The 22,368-nt window shown below is 42.0% G+C and carries 24 protein-coding genes, 1 riboswitch and 1 other annotated feature; of the genes, 10 read left to right on the top strand and 14 right to left on the bottom strand.

The window, feature by feature from the left end; translation table 11 throughout:
* Positions 1–255: a nucleotidyltransferase domain-containing protein gene (locus HUS26_RS20050; RefSeq protein WP_254434186.1), complete on the bottom strand. Its 255-nt coding sequence runs from the start codon at positions 253–255 to the stop codon at positions 1–3.
* 57 nt (positions 256–312) lie between these two features.
* Between HUS26_RS20050 and HUS26_RS11750 the strand changes: the two genes are divergently transcribed.
* Positions 313–774 (top strand): nuclease-related domain-containing protein, encoded by a 462-nt coding sequence (locus HUS26_RS11750; protein ID WP_173917329.1) that lies wholly within the window; start codon positions 313–315, stop codon positions 772–774.
* Between the two features lie 648 nt (positions 775–1,422).
* Here HUS26_RS11750 and HUS26_RS11755 read toward each other — a convergent pair.
* The 4 genes from HUS26_RS11755 to HUS26_RS11770 form a co-directional block, all read right to left on the bottom strand.
* Complete coding sequence (locus HUS26_RS11755) at positions 1,423–2,685, bottom strand: glutamate-5-semialdehyde dehydrogenase (protein WP_173917330.1); 1,263 nt, start codon at positions 2,683–2,685, stop codon at positions 1,423–1,425.
* A 97-nt stretch (positions 2,686–2,782) separates the two neighbouring features.
* The gene (proB, locus tag HUS26_RS11760) at positions 2,783–3,916 is read right to left on the bottom strand and encodes a glutamate 5-kinase (RefSeq protein ID WP_173917331.1); all 1,134 of its coding nucleotides are present in this window, start codon (positions 3,914–3,916) and stop codon (positions 2,783–2,785) included.
* A gap of 27 nt (positions 3,917–3,943) precedes the next feature.
* Positions 3,944–4,786, bottom strand: coding sequence for a pyrroline-5-carboxylate reductase (gene proC / locus HUS26_RS11765; RefSeq protein ID WP_173917332.1), 843 nt, complete (start codon positions 4,784–4,786; stop codon positions 3,944–3,946).
* Positions 4,787–5,082: 296 nt separating this feature from the next.
* Positions 5,083–5,406 carry a thioredoxin family protein gene (locus tag HUS26_RS11770; protein ID WP_173917333.1) on the bottom strand — a complete coding sequence of 108 codons (324 nt, stop codon included), beginning with the start codon at positions 5,404–5,406 and terminating at the stop codon, positions 5,083–5,085.
* A gap of 93 nt (positions 5,407–5,499) precedes the next feature.
* Between HUS26_RS11770 and HUS26_RS11775 the strand changes: the two genes are divergently transcribed.
* The 6 genes from HUS26_RS11775 (at position 5,500) to HUS26_RS11800 (ending at position 10,802) form a co-directional block, all read left to right on the top strand.
* On the top strand, positions 5,500–6,027 hold the full coding sequence (locus tag HUS26_RS11775; protein WP_173917334.1) for a hypothetical protein: 528 nt from the start codon (positions 5,500–5,502) through the stop codon (positions 6,025–6,027).
* Between the two features lie 128 nt (positions 6,028–6,155).
* Positions 6,156–6,376 (top strand) — a binding site (T-box leader).
* Between the two features lie 147 nt (positions 6,377–6,523).
* Entirely contained in the window at positions 6,524–8,200 is a 1,677-nt protein-coding gene (gene argS, locus HUS26_RS11780; RefSeq protein ID WP_173917335.1) for an arginine--tRNA ligase, read from the top strand.
* Between the two features lie 15 nt (positions 8,201–8,215).
* On the top strand, positions 8,216–8,755 hold the full coding sequence (locus tag HUS26_RS11785) for a uridine kinase (protein ID WP_173917336.1): 540 nt from the start codon (positions 8,216–8,218) through the stop codon (positions 8,753–8,755).
* A gap of 82 nt (positions 8,756–8,837) precedes the next feature.
* On the top strand, positions 8,838–9,527 hold the full coding sequence (locus HUS26_RS11790; protein ID WP_173917337.1) for an MFS transporter: 690 nt from the start codon (positions 8,838–8,840) through the stop codon (positions 9,525–9,527).
* A 36-nt stretch (positions 9,528–9,563) separates the two neighbouring features.
* On the top strand, positions 9,564–9,800 hold the full coding sequence (locus HUS26_RS11795) for a hypothetical protein (protein WP_173917338.1): 237 nt from the start codon (positions 9,564–9,566) through the stop codon (positions 9,798–9,800).
* 480 nt (positions 9,801–10,280) lie between these two features.
* Entirely contained in the window at positions 10,281–10,802 is a 522-nt protein-coding gene (locus HUS26_RS11800; RefSeq protein ID WP_173917339.1) for a ribonuclease H-like YkuK family protein, read from the top strand.
* 13 nt (positions 10,803–10,815) lie between these two features.
* Here the strand turns inward: HUS26_RS11800 and eutH are convergent, their stop codons facing one another.
* Positions 10,816–11,889: an ethanolamine utilization protein EutH gene (gene eutH, locus HUS26_RS11805; protein ID WP_173917340.1), complete on the bottom strand. Its 1,074-nt coding sequence runs from the start codon at positions 11,887–11,889 to the stop codon at positions 10,816–10,818.
* A gap of 76 nt (positions 11,890–11,965) precedes the next feature.
* On the opposite strand from eutH, the gene HUS26_RS11810 reads away from it, so the two are divergent.
* The 3 genes from HUS26_RS11810 to HUS26_RS11820 all read left to right on the top strand — a co-directional run bounded on the left by HUS26_RS11810 (position 11,966) and on the right by HUS26_RS11820 (position 14,088).
* Positions 11,966–12,475, top strand: coding sequence for a GNAT family N-acetyltransferase (locus HUS26_RS11810; RefSeq protein ID WP_173917341.1), 510 nt, complete (start codon positions 11,966–11,968; stop codon positions 12,473–12,475).
* 79 nt (positions 12,476–12,554) lie between these two features.
* Positions 12,555–13,544 (top strand): signal peptide peptidase SppA, encoded by a 990-nt coding sequence (gene sppA, locus HUS26_RS11815; protein WP_173917342.1) that lies wholly within the window; start codon positions 12,555–12,557, stop codon positions 13,542–13,544.
* A 13-nt stretch (positions 13,545–13,557) separates the two neighbouring features.
* On the top strand, positions 13,558–14,088 hold the full coding sequence (locus HUS26_RS11820) for an RDD family protein (RefSeq protein ID WP_173917343.1): 531 nt from the start codon (positions 13,558–13,560) through the stop codon (positions 14,086–14,088).
* Positions 14,089–14,463: 375 nt separating this feature from the next.
* Here the strand turns inward: HUS26_RS11820 and msrA are convergent, their stop codons facing one another.
* The 8 genes from msrA to HUS26_RS11860 form a co-directional block, all read right to left on the bottom strand.
* A complete protein-coding gene (msrA, locus tag HUS26_RS11825; RefSeq protein WP_173917344.1) occupies positions 14,464–14,937 on the bottom strand; it encodes a peptide-methionine (S)-S-oxide reductase MsrA in 474 nt (157 codons plus the stop codon).
* Positions 14,938–15,055: 118 nt separating this feature from the next.
* A riboswitch (SAM riboswitch) is annotated at positions 15,056–15,178 on the bottom strand.
* A gap of 81 nt (positions 15,179–15,259) precedes the next feature.
* Positions 15,260–15,952, bottom strand: a complete 693-nt coding sequence (locus tag HUS26_RS11830; RefSeq protein ID WP_173917345.1) for an AIM24 family protein — start codon at positions 15,950–15,952, stop codon at positions 15,260–15,262.
* A 74-nt stretch (positions 15,953–16,026) separates the two neighbouring features.
* The gene (locus HUS26_RS11835; protein ID WP_173917346.1) at positions 16,027–16,557 is read right to left on the bottom strand and encodes a chromate transporter; all 531 of its coding nucleotides are present in this window, start codon (positions 16,555–16,557) and stop codon (positions 16,027–16,029) included.
* Entirely contained in the window at positions 16,554–17,135 is a 582-nt protein-coding gene (locus HUS26_RS11840; RefSeq protein WP_173917347.1) for a chromate transporter, read from the bottom strand. Before HUS26_RS11840 ends, HUS26_RS11835 begins: the two co-directional genes overlap by 4 nt.
* Positions 17,136–17,159: 24 nt before the next feature.
* Positions 17,160–18,770 (bottom strand): gamma-glutamyltransferase family protein, encoded by a 1,611-nt coding sequence (locus HUS26_RS11845; RefSeq protein WP_173917348.1) that lies wholly within the window; start codon positions 18,768–18,770, stop codon positions 17,160–17,162.
* Positions 18,771–18,873: 103 nt separating this feature from the next.
* Positions 18,874–19,848, bottom strand: a complete 975-nt coding sequence (locus HUS26_RS11850) for an ABC transporter ATP-binding protein (protein WP_173917349.1) — start codon at positions 19,846–19,848, stop codon at positions 18,874–18,876.
* Positions 19,811–20,830, bottom strand: a complete 1,020-nt coding sequence (locus HUS26_RS11855; RefSeq protein ID WP_173917350.1) for an ABC transporter ATP-binding protein — start codon at positions 20,828–20,830, stop codon at positions 19,811–19,813. The genes HUS26_RS11850 and HUS26_RS11855 overlap by 38 nt, the downstream gene beginning before the upstream one ends.
* 6 nt (positions 20,831–20,836) lie before the next feature.
* Complete coding sequence (locus HUS26_RS11860) at positions 20,837–22,363, bottom strand: glutathione ABC transporter substrate-binding protein (protein WP_173918827.1); 1,527 nt, start codon at positions 22,361–22,363, stop codon at positions 20,837–20,839.
* Positions 22,364–22,368: the final 5 nt, after the last annotated feature.

Raw genomic sequence — 22,368 nt, forward strand, 5'->3', positions numbered from 1 at the left:
CTAGATGTAGACGGCGAGAATCTGTGGTGCGATAATAAAGATATCATCATAGAACAATAACTTCCGATAGGAGCTGACATGTGCCACTCTATTAGGAAGAAAAGCTTCCTCCTCATCTACCAGTACATACAAATCCACATCCGAAAACTCATCTTCTTCTCCCCGGCCCATCAACCCTTTTAAGAAAACTGCTTTTACAAGTGGATCATTTTTCAAACTATTGGTGATCACTTCTACTGCTTCATGCTGTATCAATTTTATCCCCTCCCTTTTGTATTCCCTTATCTTACCTTAACTTTTAGGAGGAAACCAATGCCCCAAATGCAATTAACCACTCTATATAAACGTTTACCGTGCGAACATCCTCTTTTTAGCGAGATCGAGTCTGAATTTCTTAAACAGTCAGCCGGTCAATACGGTGAAAATACAGTCAATCACTTCCTTCACTATTTATCCACCGACTACCTCATTTTAAAGGACCTTCACTTATTCGACGGTCATACCCATTTTCAACTCGATTTCCTGGTGATTTCAGAAAGCTTTTTATTAATTATTGAAGTGAAGAACTTTAAAGGAGAATTGATCTTTGACTTTGACAATTCCCAGCTTTTACGAAGATTATCAGAGACGTTAGATGTCTTTCCAGATCCCTTTTTGCAAGTAGAACACCAGAAGGTCCAGCTGGCTCAGTGGTTAGACCTTTATAAATTCAGAGAGATTCCGATCTACTCTTTTGTAGCCATCGCAACCCTAAAACAAAAATTGAAACGATAGGAGACAAGCCTTGTAAAAAAGAAAGGCTGGTTCGAGCGAAAGGGCTTGTCACTGCTGTTTACAATCTAAGGGCTCGCTATTCAAAAAAATTTTATGCAATGAATGAAATGACACGGTTATTCGATCGGCTTATGGCTGAAAATATACCTTACCATGTTTCCTTATTGAAAAAGTACAATCTCTCCATAAAGGATCTTAGGATGGGTGTTTTATGTGGGGAATGCTCCAGTTATACCATGGAGCGGCGGCGTGACCACTGGTGTTGTAAGACTTGTGGAGTAAAATCAAAAGAGGCTCACCTTGAGGTGCTCCGTGATTTTCAAATATTGTTTGGAAGTGTAGTTACGAGTGCGGAGTTCAAAAGATTCAGTGGGATTCGTTCTGACTATCAGGCAAAAACCATTCTTATTGAGAACAGCGTAAAAATTATTGGGAAAACTAAAGACAGAAAATATGTCCTGAAACCTTTATTTTAGAAAAATGATGCGTTATTTGAGAAACCCATGCCGCTATTTTAGAATTCATCCGCGTTATTTGAGAATCACACTCCCTTATTTAAGAAGCTACCACGGTTATTTGAGAATCCACACTCTCCACCCAAGCAAAAAAAAAGAGAAGCGGCACTCCGCTTCTCTTCCAGCTAACATATTATCTAATTTGTCCGTCGCCCTTCATAAGGAACTTGATCGTTGTTAATGCAGGCAAGCCCATTGGTCCACGGGCGTGAAGTTTCTGTGTGGAAATTCCGATCTCAGCACCGAAACCAAGTGCGCCGCCGTCTGTAAATCTTGTAGATGCGTTGTGGTAAAGAGCAGCTGCGTCAACAAGGCTTAGGAATTTCTGAGCTGTTTCATTATTTTCTGTAACGATCGCTTCAGAGTGCTTCGTTCCGTAAGTTTCAATATGAGCAATTGCTTCGGTCAGGTCACTTACAGTTTTCACAGCGATGTCTGTGCTCAAGTATTCGTTTGCCCAGTCTTCTTCTCCAGCTGGAACGGCACCTGGGATATGAGCAATAGCTTTCTCATCTCCGTGTACGTTAATGCCGTGTTGTTGGAAAGCTTTTACAAGGGCCTCACTGTTTTTCTCTAACCATTCTTCGTGTACGACAAGCGTTTCAGCAGCATTACAAACTGCTGGACGATCGGTTTTCGCATTCACTAGAATGTTAATCGCTTTTTCTACATCCGCTTCGCGGTCGATATAGATGTGGCAGTTCCCTACTCCTGTTTCAAGCACCGGTACTGTTGCGTTTTCTACAACGGCTTGAATGAGCTTACCGCCTCCGCGAGGGATCAGAACATCTATATGCTCTTTCATTGTAAACAGCTGATTAGTAGCTTCACGGTCCGTGCTCGCGATAAATTGAACCGCTTCTTTTGGAATTTTCGTCTCTTGAAGACCTTTGTGCATCACTTCAACAATGGCTTTGTTGGAGTTAATCGCAGAAGATCCGCCTTTTAGTACAATGGCGTTTCCAGATTTAAGCGCTAATCCAGTAGCATCTACTGTTACGTTAGGGCGAGCTTCATAAATCATGCCGATTACGCCTAAAGGCACGGTTATTTTTTCGACTCGAAGGCCATTGTCTAACGTCCAATCGGAAAGAATGTTCCCTGTTGGGTCTTCAAGCTTTGCTACTTCACGTAGTCCGTTAGCAAAATCATAAACACGTTCTTTAGATAAAGACAAGCGGTCCATGAAAGCTTCAGAAAAACCTTTTTCTTCGCCGTTCTCCAAGTCTTTCTTGTTCGCTTGTAAGATCGTTTCATAATTTTCTTCTAACACGCCAGCTAAGTGATTTAATGCTTCATTCTTTTCGTTCTCGGAAAGAATTAACAACTTTTTCGAAGCCTTCTGTGCCTCTTTTGCTTGTTCCTCAACGTTCACATTACTTTTCATTAGTGTCATCCAAGACCTCCTTGAGTATTTAGGCCCACTTTAGTGGGATATATGCTTTAAAAAGGAATCCCAGCCCTGCGCATGCAGGGCGTTTCCTTATAGACTTTTATACACCGACTGGCAGTTTAACTTCTAAGTGACAAACTAAATCTTTACTTTCGATTGCTGCCATATCATAGGATTCAAGTTCATTGTCCGTTAAGCTGATCATTTTCTTCATTTGGTCGGAAGAGTAATTGACTACACCAAGACCGATTTCTTCGCCATCAAGGTCGTGAATTCTTACAACTGCACCTTTGCTGAAACGTCCAGAAACATGGTGAACGTTTACTGGCAGCAGATTGTCTCGCTGTTCCACGATAATTTCACGTGCCTGATGGTCAACTGTTACTTTACCTTCAGGACCAGAGTTAAACGCAATCCACTGTTTCTTCTGATTTAAGTTTTCCTGGTCTGGTTCAGGCTCAAAGTAAGTGCCTTTTGCCTTACGATACACGGCATCATACACTACGCTCTTTTCACTTGCTTTTCCTAAGAAGGATGAGATTCCCGAAGCCATAGCAATCTTGAAGGCATCAATTTTAGACTTCATACCTCCTGTTCCTACATCACTTCCAGGATCTCCTGCTGCCGCTTCGATTTCCGGTGTAATTTCATGCACCGTGTCAAGCAGTTTGGCATCTTTATTTTTACGTGGGTCGGCATCATATAAGCCGTCGATATCAGAAAGGATGATAAGATCATCCGCGTCAACAAGTCCGGCAACTTTTGCAGATAGAGTATCATTGTCGCCAAACTTCAAGCGATCAATCGTGATCGTGTCATTTTCATTTACAATTGGAATAATTCCACGTTCTAAAAGAACATTTATTGTGTTTCTCGCATTATTATAACGATTTTCATCAGAAAAGTCACTGCGAGTTATTAATATTTGTGAACCGATATAGCCGTGAGATAGGAATAAATCAGAATATGATTCCATAAGCAATCCTTGGCCAACGGACGCTGCTGCCTGTTTTTCTGGTAAGGAATCCGGTCGTGTCAAGCAGCCTAGTTTACGGTAACCAGCCGCTACGGCTCCTGATGATACGAGTAATACTTCATGCCCGTCGTCTTTAATTCGTACAATCTCATCTACTAATTTCTCAAGCTTCCTGCGGCTGATTTCACCGTGAAGACTTGTTAATGAACTACTTCCAATTTTAATAACTACACGCTTCTTGTTCGTGCCGTTAACCAATATATCACTCCTATTTCACTTATCTATTTATTTAGAACCAACTAGTACATTTTCTAATTGTTTACTCATTTCTTTTGAACGGCTTGCTGCGCCTTTAATGGCTTCTGCGATGGCTTCACCGCCGCCTGCTTCGTGCAGTGCATTCAAGCCAGCCGCTGTTGTACCGTTTGGTGATGTTACGTTTTCTCTTAACTCAGTTGGAGATTCTTCTCGCTCAAGCATCATCTTCGCTGCTCCAAGCAGAGTCTGTGCACCGATTTCTCTAAGTGTTTCACGATCCATGCCTTCCGCATTTCCTGTTTCTTCGATATGCTCCATTAGATAGTAGAAATATGCTGGACCGCTTCCTGCGATTCCCGTGAAAACATCCATTTTATCTTCTTCAATAATGAAGACTTCTCCAATGGCCTTCATTAACTCTTTTGTAAATACAACCTGATCAAATGCTACATGCTTTCCTGGAGTTACTGCCGTAGCAGATTCTCTCAGCATACTTGAAGTATTCGGCATTACACGGATAACTTGCTGTCCGTCATTTAAGCGTTCTTCCATATATGAGGTTGAAATCCCGGCAAGTACAGAAACGAGTACTTGGTTTGGATTAATTTTATATTTTAAATCTTGTAATACGGCATCAATATCTTTTGGCTTCATAGCAAGGATAAACTGATCAACTTCTGCGAAATTCAGTTCATCTTTTAAAACTGTGCGCACACCGTATTTTTCTTGAATTTCAGTTAGTCGTGCTTGATTACTTCTATTTGTAACAATGATTTGCTTTGCAGGAATTTTTCCTGACTCCACCATTCCTGAGATCATAGCTTCTGCCATTGATCCTGCACCTAGAAAAGCAATCGTTTGATTCATCATTTGGGTAACATCTCTCCCGTTCGCATTTTGTTCGCTCTCAACAACACGTTTTTTATCATAACACTTGGGGAACTAACTTCAAGGGGTATTTTGCAAGTCATGCTTATATTGTCCAATTAGTGAGCGTAAACGGTTTCATAGAGAGATATATCAACACGACTGCGTCTCATCGGAAATAATTCCGTCTCAGGAGAGTATATGGAGATTGATATTAAGGGAAATATTTGAAAATCCTGCTATGAAGCGATCATTTCATAAAAATAAGACGTTCTCATCTAATGGAAGGAGAACGTCTTTTATAAAAGAAAATGCCTATATTTTGTGAGCTGATGGTGAAGATCTCCCATCGGAACAAACCGTGCCATTCTAGTCAGCTCTTTCCCTTCTGAAAATAATATAACGACTGGAACGGTGAAAACCTCAAATTCTCCCGCAATTTCTTTTACTTCCTGTGCATCTGCATGGACGGCATTAATCTGCGGGAACTCTTTCATCATTTCTTCTACCTGCGGAAGCAGTGAATGGCAAACTGTACAGCCTGGCTGCGATATATAAAGTAAAGTGAGCGGACTTTTTTGAAGCTTCGTGCGAACCTCTTCTATAGTATGGACTGGTTCCATTTTCATCACCTCTCTTCAATTCTATCAATTGTTGCTTCTTTCTACCCGCAAAATGTCTCATTCCTCTATAATAAAACGAAGAGGTGAAATGTAATGAATGTGTTTAGCGTCTTCCTTATTTCCTTTTTACTATTACTCGTGCTGCTCCTCTTACTGGATTCAGCCAAAAACGGAATTACACCGACTCCTTCTACCCGAAAAGAGCGAGATGCCACTCTATTACTTGCGGAATCCCTCGCTCCTCAAACGATTGCTGACTTAGGGGCGGGCTTTGGGACAATGGCTTTTTCATTTGCCGGCCGCTTCCCTGATTCCACAGTGACCGCTTATGAAACCGCATGGGTCCCCTGGTGTTTTTTACATCTTAGAAAGCTGTTTCAGCCGCGGTGTAATTTAATTATAAAGCGTCGTAACTTTATGGATGAAGATCTCAGGCAATATGACCTGATTTTTACCTATTTATACCCGAAAGCGATGGACCTTCTTGAGGACAAGCTGGATCCTCGTACCTCTCATGTATTGTCGAACACCTTTGCTCTATCAAGATGGAAGCCTTCTTTAATATGGCCGGTTGAATCTAAAGTTTCTTACAGTTCCATTTATTTATATAGAAGAAAATAGTCCTGTTTCAGAATGAGGGTTAGCCCAATCCATAAATAACCTCCTCGCTCGTATAGTGCCACCTCCTTTAAATTTCTATTCTCCTGTTGCTTTAATTACAGCTCTCAGCTATAATCACTCTTAATATCTTACATTCGTTGAGAAAGAGAGTAGCTCATTGAAGCCGCTTAAAGCGAGTCAGGGATGGTGGGAGCCTGAGAAGCGAAAGATGAGTGAACCGGACTTTCGAGAAGCCTTTTTGAATACTTTTAGTAGGAAAGGCCGGGGATGAACCCCGTTACCAATGTTGAGCGGCTATTTTACTATAGCTATAAGAGTGGCACCGCGAGTATACACCCTCGTCTCTTTTTCCAAGAGACGGGGGTTTTTTTAGGTTCTGTTAATGGAAGGGAATTTAACGGCACATCGACTGTTATCACCCTTCGGAGGGAGGCTTAAAAGTTCTTCCTTTAAAAAGGAGCAGACGCCTATACTTATTTATAAGGAGGAAAGTAGAATGGAAAAACATATTCTTGCCTTACAATTGTCCCATCTCCTAGGTGAGGAATTTTCGCGTGAATGGGTCTATTCTCAAATTGAAATACCCAAGCAGGATAAACTCGGCGACCTCGCATTCCCTTGCTTTAAGCTTGCTGCTAAATTTCGCAAATCCCCAAATGAGATTGCAGCAGAGCTGGCTCCTAAGTTAAAACATGATATCTTCGCTGACGCGGAGCCCATAAAAGGGTATATTAATATCTTTCTTGATCAGAATTTTATCGCTGCCCATACTCTTAAACAAGTTCTCTCTGGACACTATGGAAAACATGATTTTGGCACTGGGAAAACCATTGCAATTGACTTATCCGCACCTAATATTGCGAAGCCTTTTTCTATGGGTCATTTACGTTCAACAATCATCGGGAATTCCCTGGCCCAGATTGCGGAACACTGCGGTTATAAGACAGTAAAGATCAACTATATCGGTGACTATGGCACTCAATTCGGCAAGTTGTTAGCTGCTTATCAACGCTGGGGTGATGAAAAAACAGTTCGTCAAAATCCAATAGCTGAGCTGAATAAAATTTATGTAAAATTTCACGAAGAAGCAGCAAAAACCCCTTCCCTGGAGGACGAAGGCCGTCAATGGTTTAAAAAGCTTGAGCAAAATGAACCGGAAGCTCTTAAATTGTGGAAGTGGTTTAAAGACGCTTCTCTTGAAGAGTTTAATAAAGTTTACCAACTGCTTGGAATCAAATTCGATCTTACCCGTGGGGAAGCTTATTATAATGATAAAATGGAGGCAGTCGTTCAGCTTTTAAAGGAGCGAAGTCTTTTAGAAGAATCGGACGGAGCGCAAGTCGTACATTTGGATGAAGAGAGCCTCCCTCCCTGCCTTATTAAAAAAAGCGACGAAACAACGACCTATGCCACGCGCGACCTGACAGCTGCAATTGATCGCTATCAAAGCTATTCTTTTTCCGAAGCGCTCTATGTAGTCGGTCATGAACAGTCGCTTCACTTTCATCAAGTGATGCAAGTGTTAAAGAAGCTCCAGTTCCCATGGGCAGACAATATGAAGCATATTTCATTTGGAATGATGCTTCAAGAAGGAAAAAAAATGTCTACACGCCGAGGAAAAACTGTGCTTTTAGAAAAAGTGTTGGAAGAAGCTGTTCATCTGGCGAAGAAAAATATAGAAGAAAAGAACCCCACACTCACGCATAAAGATAAAGTGGCTCAACAAGTCGGTGTCAGTGCTGTGATTTTTCATGATTTAAAGCATGACCGTCAGAACGATGTAGAATTCTCGTTAAAAGACATGCTTACCTTTGAAGGTCATACGGCACCTTACCTTCAATATTCCTGCGTACGTGCAAATTCACTTTTATCAAAAGGAGGCTTTAACCTGCAGGAAGCTTCTCCTTCTCTTTTGGACGAGAATGCATGGCTTCTTATTAAACAGCTGCGTGCCTACCCGGATGTCGTCAAAACAGCCTGGAAAGAATATGACCCAAGCAAGATAGCTAAATACTTGTTAGATCTGGCGAAATCTTTCAATCAGTACTATACAGTCACAAAAATATTACAGGAAGATCAATTACATGCTCGATTAACACTCGTCTATAGCTTTTCTCAAATATTAAAAGAGGGGCTTTCATTACTGGGAATAGAAACTCCAGAAGCCATGTAAATAGGAGATGACGTGATGACAGAATTACCTGGCTTTAATAAGAACCTGACTCTCGTTGGAATAGATGGCTGCGGCGGCGCAGGAAAAAGTACTCTGGCTGAAGGAATTTCTCAAAGATACTCCAAATCAGCCATTGTTCATATGGATGACTTTTATCTTCCTTCCTCAGAAAGGAAGATAATTCGCGATATCGGAGGAAACTTTGATTATCAGCGTCTGATTGATCAAGTCATCACCCCGCTTTTAAAAGGAACAAAGTGCCGCTACCAGCGTTACGACTGGGAGCTGAACGACCTGGCTGAGTGGCATACCATCGAGCCTGAAGGAATGGTCATTATTGAGGGCTGTTACAGCACAAGAGACGAAATGCGAGAATTCTATGATTATACGATCTGGGTGGAGACACCAGAAGACTTGAGATTAAAGCGCGGCCTTCAAAGAGACGGAGACTCCGGACTTTCGTTCTGGAAGGAATGGATGGCGGAAGAAGATCTTTATATGGAGAAACAGCAGCCTCACAAAAAGGTTGATCAGATTGTTAAAGGATTTTCATAATTTTTCTAAGTAAAAACCTCCTGTACTTGAGTTCTTTCCTATATAATGTCTATTGGGGAAACTTACAAAAAGGAGATTATACATGGAAGGAAATACGAACGATGATCCGCTCCTTGACGTACGCGTCTTTAAATATCCAATGTACTCTATCGCACTGGTTATGTTTATTATCGTCATGATGTCCATGTTTTCATCAGAAATTATACTTCCGATGTTTATGCAGGGTCCGCTTGAATTAACACCGGCGGCTGCCGGCCTGGTACTTCTGCCCGGCGCGCTTCTAAACGGCTTACTATCTCCCATAATGGGAAAGCTATTCGACAATTTCGGCCCCCGAAAGCTCATTATTCCGGCGGCGGCTGTTCTAACAGCTACGATGTTTTCCTTAAGCCGTGTCAGCGGGGAAACCCCTGTTTACGTGATCATTATCAGCTACATTCTGCTGATGATCTCTGTTTCAGCTATTATGATGCCGGCTCAGACGAATGGACTCAACCAGCTGCCTAAACGCCTGTATCCACACGGGACAGCGATCATGAATACATTACAACCTGTTGCCGGCGCGATCGGTGTATCTGTTTTTATCAGTATTTTAACGTCCAAACAACAAAGTGTACTGCAGTCGATGGAGAATCCAGCGTCTCTATCCTCAATGAATCAGGCCACGACCGCTGGTGTCGAACTTGTTTATTTTGTAGCCTTCTCCATTGCAGCCCTAGGATTTATTCTGTCCTTGTTCGTTAAAAGGGCAAAGCCTATCGACTTACAGTAATCTTAGTACCTTTAACTATGAAAGGGGAGCTATCAGATGTATCCTGTCTATTATGTAGCCGCTATTATGCTCTGCCTGATTGCCCTAATTGGAACAATTAAAGTAGCAAAAGATATGACAGCCAAGGAAAAAGAAGAAAATACAGGAGAAGCAGAATTAAACAGTCTTAAGGAGGAAAAGACCGGGGCCGATGCAAGTATACGAAGGTTAACGATTATCTATGCAATTACTTTTGTAATCACAATCTTATTAGTTTGGATATTTATATTCTAGAGCAATTTAATAAACTCCATGAGGTAGGATTCCATAGCCATAAAAGGGGGCAAATGGGATCGGGAACCACCTCGCTTTCCTTCCCATTACGAGGTAAAGGTGAATGGAATCCTGCTCATGCGAGAAAGGGAATCAGCTGATCTTTCACTAGGTCACTTACACCTTTAAGAGCTTAAACCCCGGGAAGAGAGCAAATAAAACGAGAGAGAAAACGTATCAGGCGAAGGGAAACGGTGAGAATCCTATGGGAGAAAAGGACAGGGTGAGATCCCTAAAAGGCGAAACCTTAAGGAAGCTCACCGTACGCCCATGGAAAGCGATCCGTTTCCCGGAGCCCTTTGCTGTATCTAAGCCGGTCGTCTAAAAAGTATGAGGTTTCTCTACAAGCTGAATGACGGCATATGCCGTCAATTTTTATTTAATACACGTACATAATAAAAAGTGAATACGATAATAAAAAAAGTGGAGAGAGGCGTAATCATGGATTCCATTTCCTTTCAAAATATAAGTCATCCCCACATGACTTTTGAAGAGGTATTCACTAATATTATCTTTTTTATGAAGGAAGACCCCATTGGAAATTACAGATTAATGCTGGGAACTGATTCTCAAGTCCATTATGACCACACCTTATTCATTACAGGCATCGTTATTCACCGAGTTGGTAAAGGAGCGTGGGCGTGTATTCGTAAAGTGAAAATCCCCCGCTGTATGGACACCCTTCATGAAAGAATTTCTTATGAAACAACTTTGACCGAAGAAGTTGCTTCTTTATTTACGAAAGAGAAAATTGATCAAATGATTGATATTATCCTCCCTCATATTTATAAAGATGCGACTTTTACGATGGAAGGACATATTGATATTGGAGCTGGTGAAAGAAATCGCACCCGTGCATACGTAAACGAAATGATTGCAAGAATTGAATCACTAGGATTTGAACCTAAAATAAAACCGGACTCCATTGCTGCAAGCTGTTATGCCAATAAATACACAAAATAGTAATTAAACTTTTCTAATCTGAAGTCGTGTACAAGGCGATAATAACGGCAAGGATACCTGCTGTCAGCTTACCCGCCATTACAGCAGCCATTACTTCTTTTTCAATCCCTGCCACAAACCCGATATGACTTCCAAAGGCAAATGCCCCGCTGACTGCAAAGGCTGAATTCACAACTTTCCCTTTAGAATTCATTTCTTTTAATACAGCAAACATAGGAAGGTGGTGGGCTAATGAAGCGATTAATCCTGTCACAGCTATCGAGTTGATGCCTATCTGTTTTCCTGCTTTTTCCCACAGTTTTTTTCCTGCCTGATTAATAAAAGCAACAAGTGGATAAGCCCCCGCTAAAGTAATTGTTATGCTCCCTACGATTTGAATTCCCTCATTTATTGGAGCCAGGCCCGGAATAACAGCAGCTCCAGTTAATGTCTGGACAATAATAGCGATCAGGCCGGCAATGATCACCCACTCTATCCCTTTTCCAAACAGCGAGAACATACGAGTCGTAATTCTCGTAAATTTCCATATTCCAAGTCCTATAAATAATGCTAGAAAGACTGTAGGCACTAAGTTTTTAATCATCCATAGAATTTCGTACCCCGCTAAAGCCCCTCCCGCCAAACATCCAAAGGGGATCGTGATGATGCCTATTAATATCCCACGTGCGAAATAAGGCTGGTCGCTTTTTTCAATAATCGTCAGGGCGACCGGAATTGTAAATACGATCGTCGGCCCCATCATAGTTCCAAGAAACGCCCAGGAAAAGACAGCCCCCTGCTTTGTTTCCGCTAACGACTCAGCTAATGGATATGCCCCCATATCAATGGCTAAGATCATAGACGCAAACATGGCCGGATCAGCCCCGATCCGGTTATACAATGGAACGACCCAGGGAGCAAGCTGCTCAGAAATAACAGGAGCCAGTGAAATAATCCCCACCATTGCCAACGCCAAAGGCCCCATCATCATAAAAGCTTCATGGAACTTATCACCAAGTCCAAAACGATTATGTAAAAAGGCATAGTCCACCGCACCCGCTGCCATGAAGATGGTAATGATAATTAATATCGCGTCATTCAGCCACATGCCTTCTCCCCCTTTTTTCTTCTCTGTTGTTTCTTTTTATTGTAAATTAAGAGTAACAGAAAAGGAGGAATAATCTGTGCTTCGATTAGAAAACTTTACAGAAAAAGATGAACAGCAGTTGATAGCCTGGATCTCTGACCCAAGACTCCTTGTGCAATGGGCGGGCTCGTCTTTTACCTTCCCTCTAACGTCCGAACAGCTTGAGATTTATAGACAAAAAGCTAACTGTCAAATTTATAAAGCGGTGGAAGGCGGACTTACAGTAGGCCACGCAGCTTTAAAAAATATTGATCACATAAACCGCTCCGCACGTGTCGGCCATATTTTTATAAGTAGTGAAGAACGAGGTAAAGGGTTGGGATTAAAAATGTTGGAAGCTCTGCTTGAGGTTTCCTTTAATGAACTGCAATTACATAAAGTCAGCCTTGGCGTATTTGATTTTAACGAGCCGGCCGTACATACATATAAAAAAGCCGGCTTTCAAATCGACGGCTGCCTGCTCGATCACAAACTGGTGGATCATGAATTCTGGAATTTATGGGAGATGAGCATCCTGGAAAGTGAATGGAATGTAAACGATTCGTGAACACCCACTTTTTTATATATTATTTGGTATTTTTTTGCTACGATTAGGTTTCAGAGATTTTATGAAAGGAAAGGTGAATATGAAGAAAAAGCGGCTGATAGCCATAGGAATTGCAGCAGGGTTATTACTTATCGGCGTTCTTACTCAAAGCATTGGATTTTTAATGTCTGATACATTTAATGAATCCCGAAACATGTTTACTGAGGATGAAGGTCCCAAAGAGAAAGTAGTAGAGAATGGATCAAATTCAAACCGAATTGCCCACCTTACCGTAGATGGAACGATTATCTCAGGCGAGGGGTCCAACCCATTTTCAGGCGAAGGATATAACCACGAGCAGTTCATGAAACAGCTCGAAGCTATTAAAAATGACAGTACCGTAAAAGGAGTTCTGCTCTACGTTAACTCTCCAGGCGGAGGGGTATTTGAAAGCGCAGAAATCCACGACAAGCTTCAGGAAATTAAAGAACAGGATAAGAAATTGTATGTTTCAATGGGCGGCATGGCCGCATCAGGAGGATATTACATATCAGCACCCGCTGATCAAATTTTTGCATCTGAAGAAACTTTCACAGGATCACTAGGTGTCATTATGCAAAGCATTAACTATCAAGAGCTTGCTAATGAATACGGTGTAAAATTCAATACGATTAAGAGCGGCCAATTCAAGGACATCATGAGCCCTACAAAAGAGATGACAGAAGAAGACCGCGAAATCCTTCAAACCCTAGTCGATGAGTCTTACCAAGGGTTCGTCAACGTAATCAGCGAAGGACGGGGAATGTCCGAAGATAAAGTGAGAGAACTGGCAGATGGCCGTATTTATTCAGGACAGCAAGCTGCGGACAACGGCCTGATTGATCAGATCGGGTTTGAAGAAGATGCGTTGAATTCCTTAAAAGAAGAAATCGGCGGTAACCCAGAAATTTTCGAATACACCAACACTGACAGCTTCCTTGGGATTCCGCTTAGTGTGGAAAGTTTTTTACCAAACAATGAAATTAAATGGATAAATGAGATGATCGATAACCGCCAAGGACCACGCATGATGTATATGTACTCAGAGTAAAGGAGGAGATTAAATGGATACCGTAGAGCCGAACCGCAGCCACTTAAACGAGACCGTTACGGAAAACTTAACAGAATTTCACCGCGTCATCTACGCTGGATTCGCTCCTCGCTTCTTTGCTTACATTATTGATTTAATAGTGATTTGGAGTCTGAATTCTATCATCACAAGACCGCTGTTAAGATTAACTAACCTCTCAGATGCAAAACTATGGATAGAATTGTTTAGTGCATCGAATATCGTTCAATCCCTTGTGTTCTTTCTGTATTTTGCATTAATGACCTGGTTCTTCCGGGCCACACTCGGAAAAATGATTCTCGGCTTGTCCGTAGAATCGCTTCAAGGAGATTCATTATCAAAAGGACAAGTGATTTTTAGAGAAGTCATCGGAAGATATATCAGCATGGCGGTCATTGGACTGCCTTACCTTGTCGTCATTTTCACGAAGAAACACCAAGGTATTCACGATATGTTTGCCGATACAGCAGTAATTAAAGAAAAAATGAAAAAGTTAAACCGTGATTTAAAAACTTCATTAAGCTAGACGGATGCAGCTCCTCTTCTTTTAAGAGGAGCTTTTTTTAGCGCGCGCGGCGATTTTAGAATTTCCGGGTGCTTTCACCGGTTTTTCAATTTCTTTTCAACGTTCATAACTGCTTCTACAACGCTCTCCCTCCTCAGCCGTACCACAACCACAGAACAAAGGCTTAAAGCGCCTGGTAGACACGAAACGCATAAGCAAAACGGCCGGAGGAAGGTGGCCTTCCCTTTTAGCAGGGCGGATTGCTTATGACCCGAGTGTCTGGGGGATGGAGCTGGATGTCGCTCTTCTAAACATATCCACAGCTTGGAATTTTTTAATTTCCTAGACAACATAAAAAAGCACCTTTTCCATTTAGAAAAGGTGCTTGCCAAATCGTCAGCTGATTCCACAAGCGAATGAGCTGTGCTTTTGTGAATATTTCTGATGATATTCTTCAGCTTCATAGAAAGTTTCAACCGGAGTAACTTCCGTAACAATCGGTCGCTTAAAAACGCCTTTATTCGTCCACTGTTGAATTTTTTCTTCGGCTATAGCTTTCTCCGCTTCATTCTGATAAAAGATAGCGGAACGATATTGGTGGCCAACATCTCCACCCTGGCGATCTTTTGTTGTAGGATCGTGTGATTCGAAAAATATATTAACCAGGCCTCCGTAAGTGATCACTTGTGGATCATACTCAATTCGGATGGATTCTGCATGCCCGGTAGTTCCTGTTTTTACTTGCTCATAAGTTGGGTGGGGTACATGCCCGCCTGTATATCCAACTCTTGTTTTCGTAATTCCTTCAAAGCGTTCGAAAAATGCTTCAACTCCCCAAAAACATCCTGCTGCAAAAATAGCTGTTGCCATCATCATCTTCCCTTTCTCTAAACGCAACTTCTACCTAAGAGAGCTTGACGGTTTATACAATCAAAAACCCCTTTTCTTATCCGAGATAAAGAAAAGGGGTCGTCATTTCCGTACGATCCTCTCATCTTCTAGAATGGATCAACCATTCTACAGGAATTGGCACCGTTCTCGTCAATCTAATGATTGATTCGATGGTTGCCGGGCATCAAAGGGCCAGTCCCTCCGCCTCTCTGGATAAGAAGTTTCCGTTATTTTTTTAGTTATTCTATATAATACAATTTTTTTTAGTCGAAGTAAAGGCGAAAGCACTATTTTTTAAAAATCAGCTGCTTCCAGACGTATACACCTCTTCAAATGGCTGGACAATGACAAAACCTTCTCCGTTAAATTCCATTTGAATAGATTCACCACTTCCCCGCCCTACAAAAGTTTTCAAGCTGATGTCTGTGCGAAATTCCGGCTTTAAGTGACCGGACCAGGCTACCGTAGCATTAGGGTCTGTAATCACAGGAGATCCGGGCTTAACGAGCAAAGTTAAAGGTTCATAATGTGAAGTGACCGCCACCCTTCCTCTGCCTTCTAAGGTAACATTGAACAGTCCACCTGCCATCATTCCTGCTACTTTTTTCATTAATTTGATATCCCATTGAATACCTGGTTCAAATGCTAATAAGTCGTTGCCGTTTACCGTTATCGCTTCATTATCAAGGTTAAAGATCGTAATCTTTTTTCCCTGATCGGCTAAGTAAAGTCTTCCCTGGCCTGTGGCTTTCATAAGTGAACTGCCTTCACCTGATAAAGCTTTTTTAAACATGCGGCCGACTCCATGTTCTAAGATCCCTTCTCTTTCGAACTTAATGTTTCCATTGTAAGAGATCATGGAACCTGATTTGGCCCATACTTGATCAGAGAGATTTACTTCTAATATACGCGGTGTTTCTAATTCAAAGAACTCATTTTCACTTTCATCCTGCTTTGTCTGCCGAATAAATTCATCAATTGAATAATTGCTCATAATTAACAACTCCCTTCTCCGTCATATATGTATATACGAGACAAGGCGTGCAGTTGTTTCAAATAATGGTTTTATTATCCGAGAAAAACGGCTCCATATAGAAGCGACCCGGCGATTACAAAGGCCGGATGTACCTTTACCTTTTCAAGCAGTACAAAGCTTAATACAATCAGTAGTATAGTATGCAGGGTGCCTGTCGATACATATGATGTCTGAAAAAATTGGTAGGCCATGACACCTAACAGGACGGCGATTGCAGGCCGGATCAGGGAAGTCATCAACTTCACCCGAGGTGATCCCTTATACTTATTGAGCAGGCTTAGTAATGCGATCATTAAAATTAACGAAGGAGCTACGGTAGCAAATACTCCGACAGAAGCTCCGAGAATGCCGGCTTGCTGATAGCCTATATACCCAGCCATTTTAGTCGCAATCGGGCCTGGCAATGCGTTGGCCATAGCAAGCATTTCACTGAATTCATTCACCGTCAGCCACTTAAATCGGCCGACTACCTCATTTTCAACCAGCGGAATGGAAGCCGGCCCGCCGCCGTAACCTACGATGCCGGGTATGAAAAATGCGATAAAGATATGCCAATATATCATAGAGTTGACTCCTTGCTTTGTTCCTTAGTGACGTCATTTTTTGTTTTCTTCATAGGTTTTAAAAGGGCGAACAACAATAAGGCTGCAATTATGATGCCGGGATGTATGCCTATTCCTTCAATTAAAATCAGTGACCCTGATCCTAATAGAATGGTCAGCAGGTAACCAAGACTGCCCTGTGATTTTTTCAAAAAGTCATAGGTTAACACTGCAAGCATTACTCCTACGACTGGGACGACAGCCTGGGTCATGCCATTTACCCAGGCGAGATCGCGAAAATTATTTAAAAAGGTCAGCAAGATGATTATAAGGACGATCGTTGGCAGAATAGTGGCTAAAACAGCGTTAATCATGCCCAGCAGCCCTGAAACCCGATACCCGATATAGCCGGCCATTTTAGTCGCAATCGGCCCAGGAAGCGAATTGCCGAGAGCTAATATGTCAGCAAATTCGTCATCCGACATCCACTTATATTTTTTTACTACTTCATTATGAACGAGAGGTATGGAGGAAGGCCCCCCTCCATATCCGAAAATCCCTACTCTAAAAAAAGCAAGGAAGAGATTCAATTGCTGCACAGCTTCCCGCTCCTCTCTAAAAAATTAATAGGCAGAAATCGTACCGTCCGTTCTTGATTCCGTGCCTCCGTACAAGGTTCCATTCGTATCCCGCCAGATGATCTGGCCTCTTCCAAAAGCCCCGGTCTCCAGCTGCACCTGAACATCGTGTCCCTTGCGTCGAAGCTCTGCTGCAATGTGTGTAGGAAAATCAGGCTCTACCCAAACCGTCTTATCTTTCATCCATTGCCATCTCGGGGAATCTAAAGCTGCCTGCGGATTTAAATGAAAATCCACAGTATTCATAATCACCTGCATATGTCCCTGAGGCTGCATAAATCCGCCCATCACTCCAAATGGTCCAACCGCAGTTCCTTCTATAGTTAAAAAGCCTGGAATGATCGTATGATACGAGCGCTTATTTCCTTGCAGCGAATTCGCGTGACCTTCTTCCATCGTAAAGTTATGGCCTCTATTTTGCAGAGAGATGCCGGTTTCAGGGACAACAACCCCTGACCCAAAGCCCATATAATTACTTTGGATAAAAGAAACCATATTTCCTTCATCATCAGCTGCCGCCAGATAAACCGTGCCGCCTTTAGGAGGGGTACCCGGCTCTGGAGTAAGAGCTTCCTCATGAATTAACTTTCTTCTTTCTTCAGCATAAATGTCATTTAACAGCTGTTCCGCAGTTACATCCATGTAATTGGGATCCGCAACGTATTTTTGACCGTCGGCGTAGGCCAGCTTCATTGCTTCGATCTGCTTATGATAGGTGTCCGTGTCTTCTTTACTATTAACCTTAAATCCTTTCATTATATTTAACGCAGAAAGTGCTACGATCCCATGGCCATTGGGGGGGATTTCCCATACATCATAGCCGCGGTAATTAATAGAAATCGGGTCTACCCATTCCGGCTTATAATTCTCTAAATCCTCTTTGCGGATAAAACCATTATATTTCTTCGAGAACTCATCAATTTTATCGGCAATTTCCCCGCTGTAAAATGCTTCGGCATTCGTCTCAGCTATTTTTCTTAACGTATCTGCATGCCCGGGAGACTTCCACACTTCACCGATTTCTGGAGCTTTTCCTTCAGGAGCAAAAGTATCAAACCATGCCTGAAATTCCTCTCCCTCCAAGTTTTCTTTGAACTTCTTATATCCAGCTTCCCAAAACTTCCCAAGAACTGGAGATACAGGGAATCCTTCTTCAGCATATTCAATAGCTGGTGCAAGTACTTCTGTTAAAGGAAGCTTCCCGAATCGGCTGGAAAGCTCGGCCCAGGCTCCTGGAGCACCCGGTACTGTCACAGGGATCAATCCGTAAGCTGGAATCTCTTCATGCCCTCTTTCCTTAACAGCTTCTATTGAAATGGATGCAGGAGATGAACCGCTGGCATTTAAGCCATAAAGCTGTTCCTTCACCCACACAAGTGCGAAGGCGTCGCTTCCTATTCCATTGGAAGTCGGCTCCACCACAGTCAGCGTGGCAGCAGTTGCAATCGCTGCATCAATCGCATTCCCGCCTTTTTTTAAAATATCCAGACCAGCCTGAGAGGCAAGCGGCTGGGAGGTAGCAACCATGCCTTTATTGGCAACAGCCGTTGTTCTCTTCGCGTAATAAGGCTGGTTTAAGTAATCAATTGAATTCATATGTATAAGCTCCTTTTTAATGATTTTAGACAAAAACACCTTCACCACCATCCTGATTTCAACAAAATATCACAGGTGGGGTGAAGGTGCTCATTCCTGACTGTTATACCTCGTGACAAGCAACAAAATGGCCAGGTTCAACTTCTCTCCACTGAGGTTTTTCCACCTTACAGCGTTCATGTGCTAATGGACACCTGGTATGAAACGGACATCCTGAAGGATAATTTGCCGGGTTTGGCAAATCCCCTTCAAGCTTCACTCTGTTTCGCTTTCTCCCAGGTACCGGTCTTGGAATAGCCGATAATAATGCTTTTGTATAAGGGTGTAAAGGATTGTTGTATAAATCTTCTGATGCAGCAAGTTCAGCCGTAGCACCTAAGTACATCACTACCACTCTATCACATACATGGCGTACAACGCCGAGGTCATGTGAGATAAATACGTAAGTTAACTGATAAGATTCTTGCAGACTCTTCAACAACTTAATAATTTGCGCCTGCACAGAAACGTCTAAGGCAGACACAGCCTCATCACAGACTATTAAAGAAGGATTTAAAGATAAAGCCCGGGCTATCCCGATCCGCTGTCTTTGTCCCCCGCTGAATTCATGAGGGTATCGATCCACATGTTCTTCCTTTAAACCTACTTCAACTAATAGAGATTTGACCCGTTCTTCTCTTTCCTTTTTACTAAGTCTGGTATGAATAATAAATGCTTCTTCTAATGCATCTCCTATTCTCTGCCTGGGATTTAATGAAGCATAAGGGTCTTGAAAAATCATTTGCATATCTTTTTTATATTTCTTAAGTTTACGTTCTGAGAGCCCGCCGATTTCATCTCCACGAAATTTAATGGATCCATCTGTTAAATCTTCGAGACCAAGAATGGTTCGTCCAAAAGTAGATTTACCACATCCTGATTCTCCGACCACACCAAGTGTTTCACCTTCAATCACCTCAAGGGAAACATTCTCAACAGCTTTTACATTCGCTTTCGTTCTCTTTAAAAGTCCACTTTTGATAGGATAATACTTTTTCACATTAGATATTTCTATAAGAGGCTGTGTCTCTGTTTCCATTACCAACGGGCACCTCCTTTTTCTCTTCTAACCAGCATTTTGAATGATGACTTGATGAAACATTATACATTGGCGGCTCTTCTTGGATACATTTATCACCAGCAAACTCACACCTTGGATGAAACCGGCAGCCAGGTATTTTTTCAGTTAAGCTTGGCGGTGAACCAGGGATAGCTTCTAATTTTCGATTTAAGTCGTCTATGTTTGGAACAGAAGCTAACAGTCCTCTTGTATAGGGGTAGCTGGGATCATTAAATATCTCTTCGACAGTTCCGGTTTCAACCACTTTCCCTGCATACATAACCATAACCCTGTCGGCGACTTCAGCTACAACACCCATATCATGGGTAACCATAATCATGCCCATCCCATATTCTCTTTTTAAATCATCCATTAGTTCAAGGATCTGGGCTTGGATTGTGACATCCAGAGCAGTCGTCGGCTCATCGGCTATTAATAATGAAGGACTGCAGGCAAGTGCCATAGCAATCATAACCCGCTGCCTCATTCCTCCGCTCAATTCATGCGGATATTGAGAGAGTTTCTTCCTTGCATCAGGTATGCCTACTTGATCAAGGAGTTCAACAGCTCTTTCTTTCACTTCTGCATTCGATAAGCTGGTGTGCACTTTTAATGGCTCCATAAGCTGAAATCCTATAGTGAAAACTGGATTAAGAGCCGTCATAGGTTCCTGAAAGATCATCGATATCTCATTGCCTCTGATACGTCTCATTTGCTCTTCGGTTTTCGCAGTTAGTTCTTCTTCTTTAAATTTAATAGAACCCGATGTGATTTCACCATTATTAGGAAGCAATCCCATTAAAGACAGGCTCGTGATACTTTTCCCACACCCCGATTCACCTACTATGCAAAGCGTTTCTTCCTTATCTACTGAAAAAGAAATATCCCTTACTGCTTGAACCTTTCCTTCAGCCGTGCGAAAAGAGGTGACTAAATTTTTCACTTCTAATAGTTGTGTCATTTATTTTTACTCCCTGTGAACGTTGTATAATGACCATTGACCTGTAGGATCCATTTGAAGTCCTTTCACGCTCTCATCAAATGCGGCTGTTACTACACCGTGGTGCATCGGTATCCATGCTGCATCTTTAACGGCTATTAAGTTGGCCTCATTTAAATTTTTCTGGCGTGCTTCTTGGTCCACTTGGGATCTTGAAGCATCTACTAAATCGTCAAACTCGCTATTGTTATATCTCACCCAGTTGGAAGAATCGATATTATCAGAATGCAGGTTCGGATATAGAAGTTCACTGCCGTCAGCAGTACTGTTTGACCAGCTTGTAAAGGTCATGTCAAAGTCACCTTTAGGTGTAGTATCTAAAAACGTTCCCCATTCCATAGACTCGATGGATACATTTAAACCAACCTCAGAAAGCTGAGACTGCACGACTTCAGCCATTCTCGTATAAGCTTCTCTATTAGCAGTCAGTAAAGTTATTTCCTCATTCCCATAACCGTTTTCTTCAATAATTTGTTTAGCTTTCTCCGGGTCATAACTGTAACCTGCATCTTCGGCGGATTCATTATAACCAAACACTTCAGGTCCGATAATGCTTTCATTTTTAATTCCTAATCCCTTTAACTGCCCCACATAAGCTTCACGATTGATTGCATGAGAAACGGCTTTTCTAAATTCCAACTCATTATATGGTGCTTTGTCAAAGTTAAATCCTACGGAATAGACAGGAGTACCAGCTTTTTCTAAAGTTTCAATTCCATCGATAGATTCGATTCGAGATAGATGCTGGGTAGGGATAGCATCTATAAACTGTACTTCACCAGTTTCTAACATTGAAACAGCTGTGGAGTATTCCGGTACGACTTTCATAGTGACTTTTTCTAATTGAGCAGCTTCCTTCCAATACTCCTCATTTCTTGTTAAAACAACTTCTTTACCTTGGGACCAGCTTTCAAATTTGAAAGGACCTGTCCCTACAGGTTCTTGGTTGATATCCTGGTTTTGGTCAGCTTCGGGGCTCACGATAGAAGCGTTTGTGTGAGATAAGGCTGCCAGTAAGGCTCCGTATGGTTCCTTTGTTTTGATAACAACTGTGTATTCATCTTTTGCCTCAATCGATTCAATTGGCTCAAGCAAGGACGCACGAGGTGCCGCCCTCTCCTCATTTACAAATTCCTCAAACGTATATTTAACTGCTTCAGCGTTAAATGGAGTTCCATCATGGAAAGTAATATCTTCTTTTAGTTTAATTTCCCAAGTATTCTCGTCAGGGTTGTCGTAAGATTCCGCGAGCAGAGGCTCGATTTCCATTGTTTCAGGGTTTCTTGTGAATAAAGTTTCATACATTTGCCCGATCATTGCAGCTGAAACCGAATCGTTTGTATCAATAGGTGAAAGTCCGACAACATCTGATGTCGTTGCATAAGTAAGCTCCTGAGCCGATTCTCCGCTCGAATTATCTGAAGAACTTTCACTGCTGCACCCTGTCAGAAATGCACCAATTAATATTAGGAACGCTAACCATCTCAATTTCATCATAT

The sequence above is a fragment of the Halobacillus sp. Marseille-Q1614 genome (assembly GCF_902809865.1).
In the GTDB taxonomy this organism is placed as follows: Bacteria; Bacillota; Bacilli; order Bacillales; family Halobacillaceae; genus Halobacillus_A.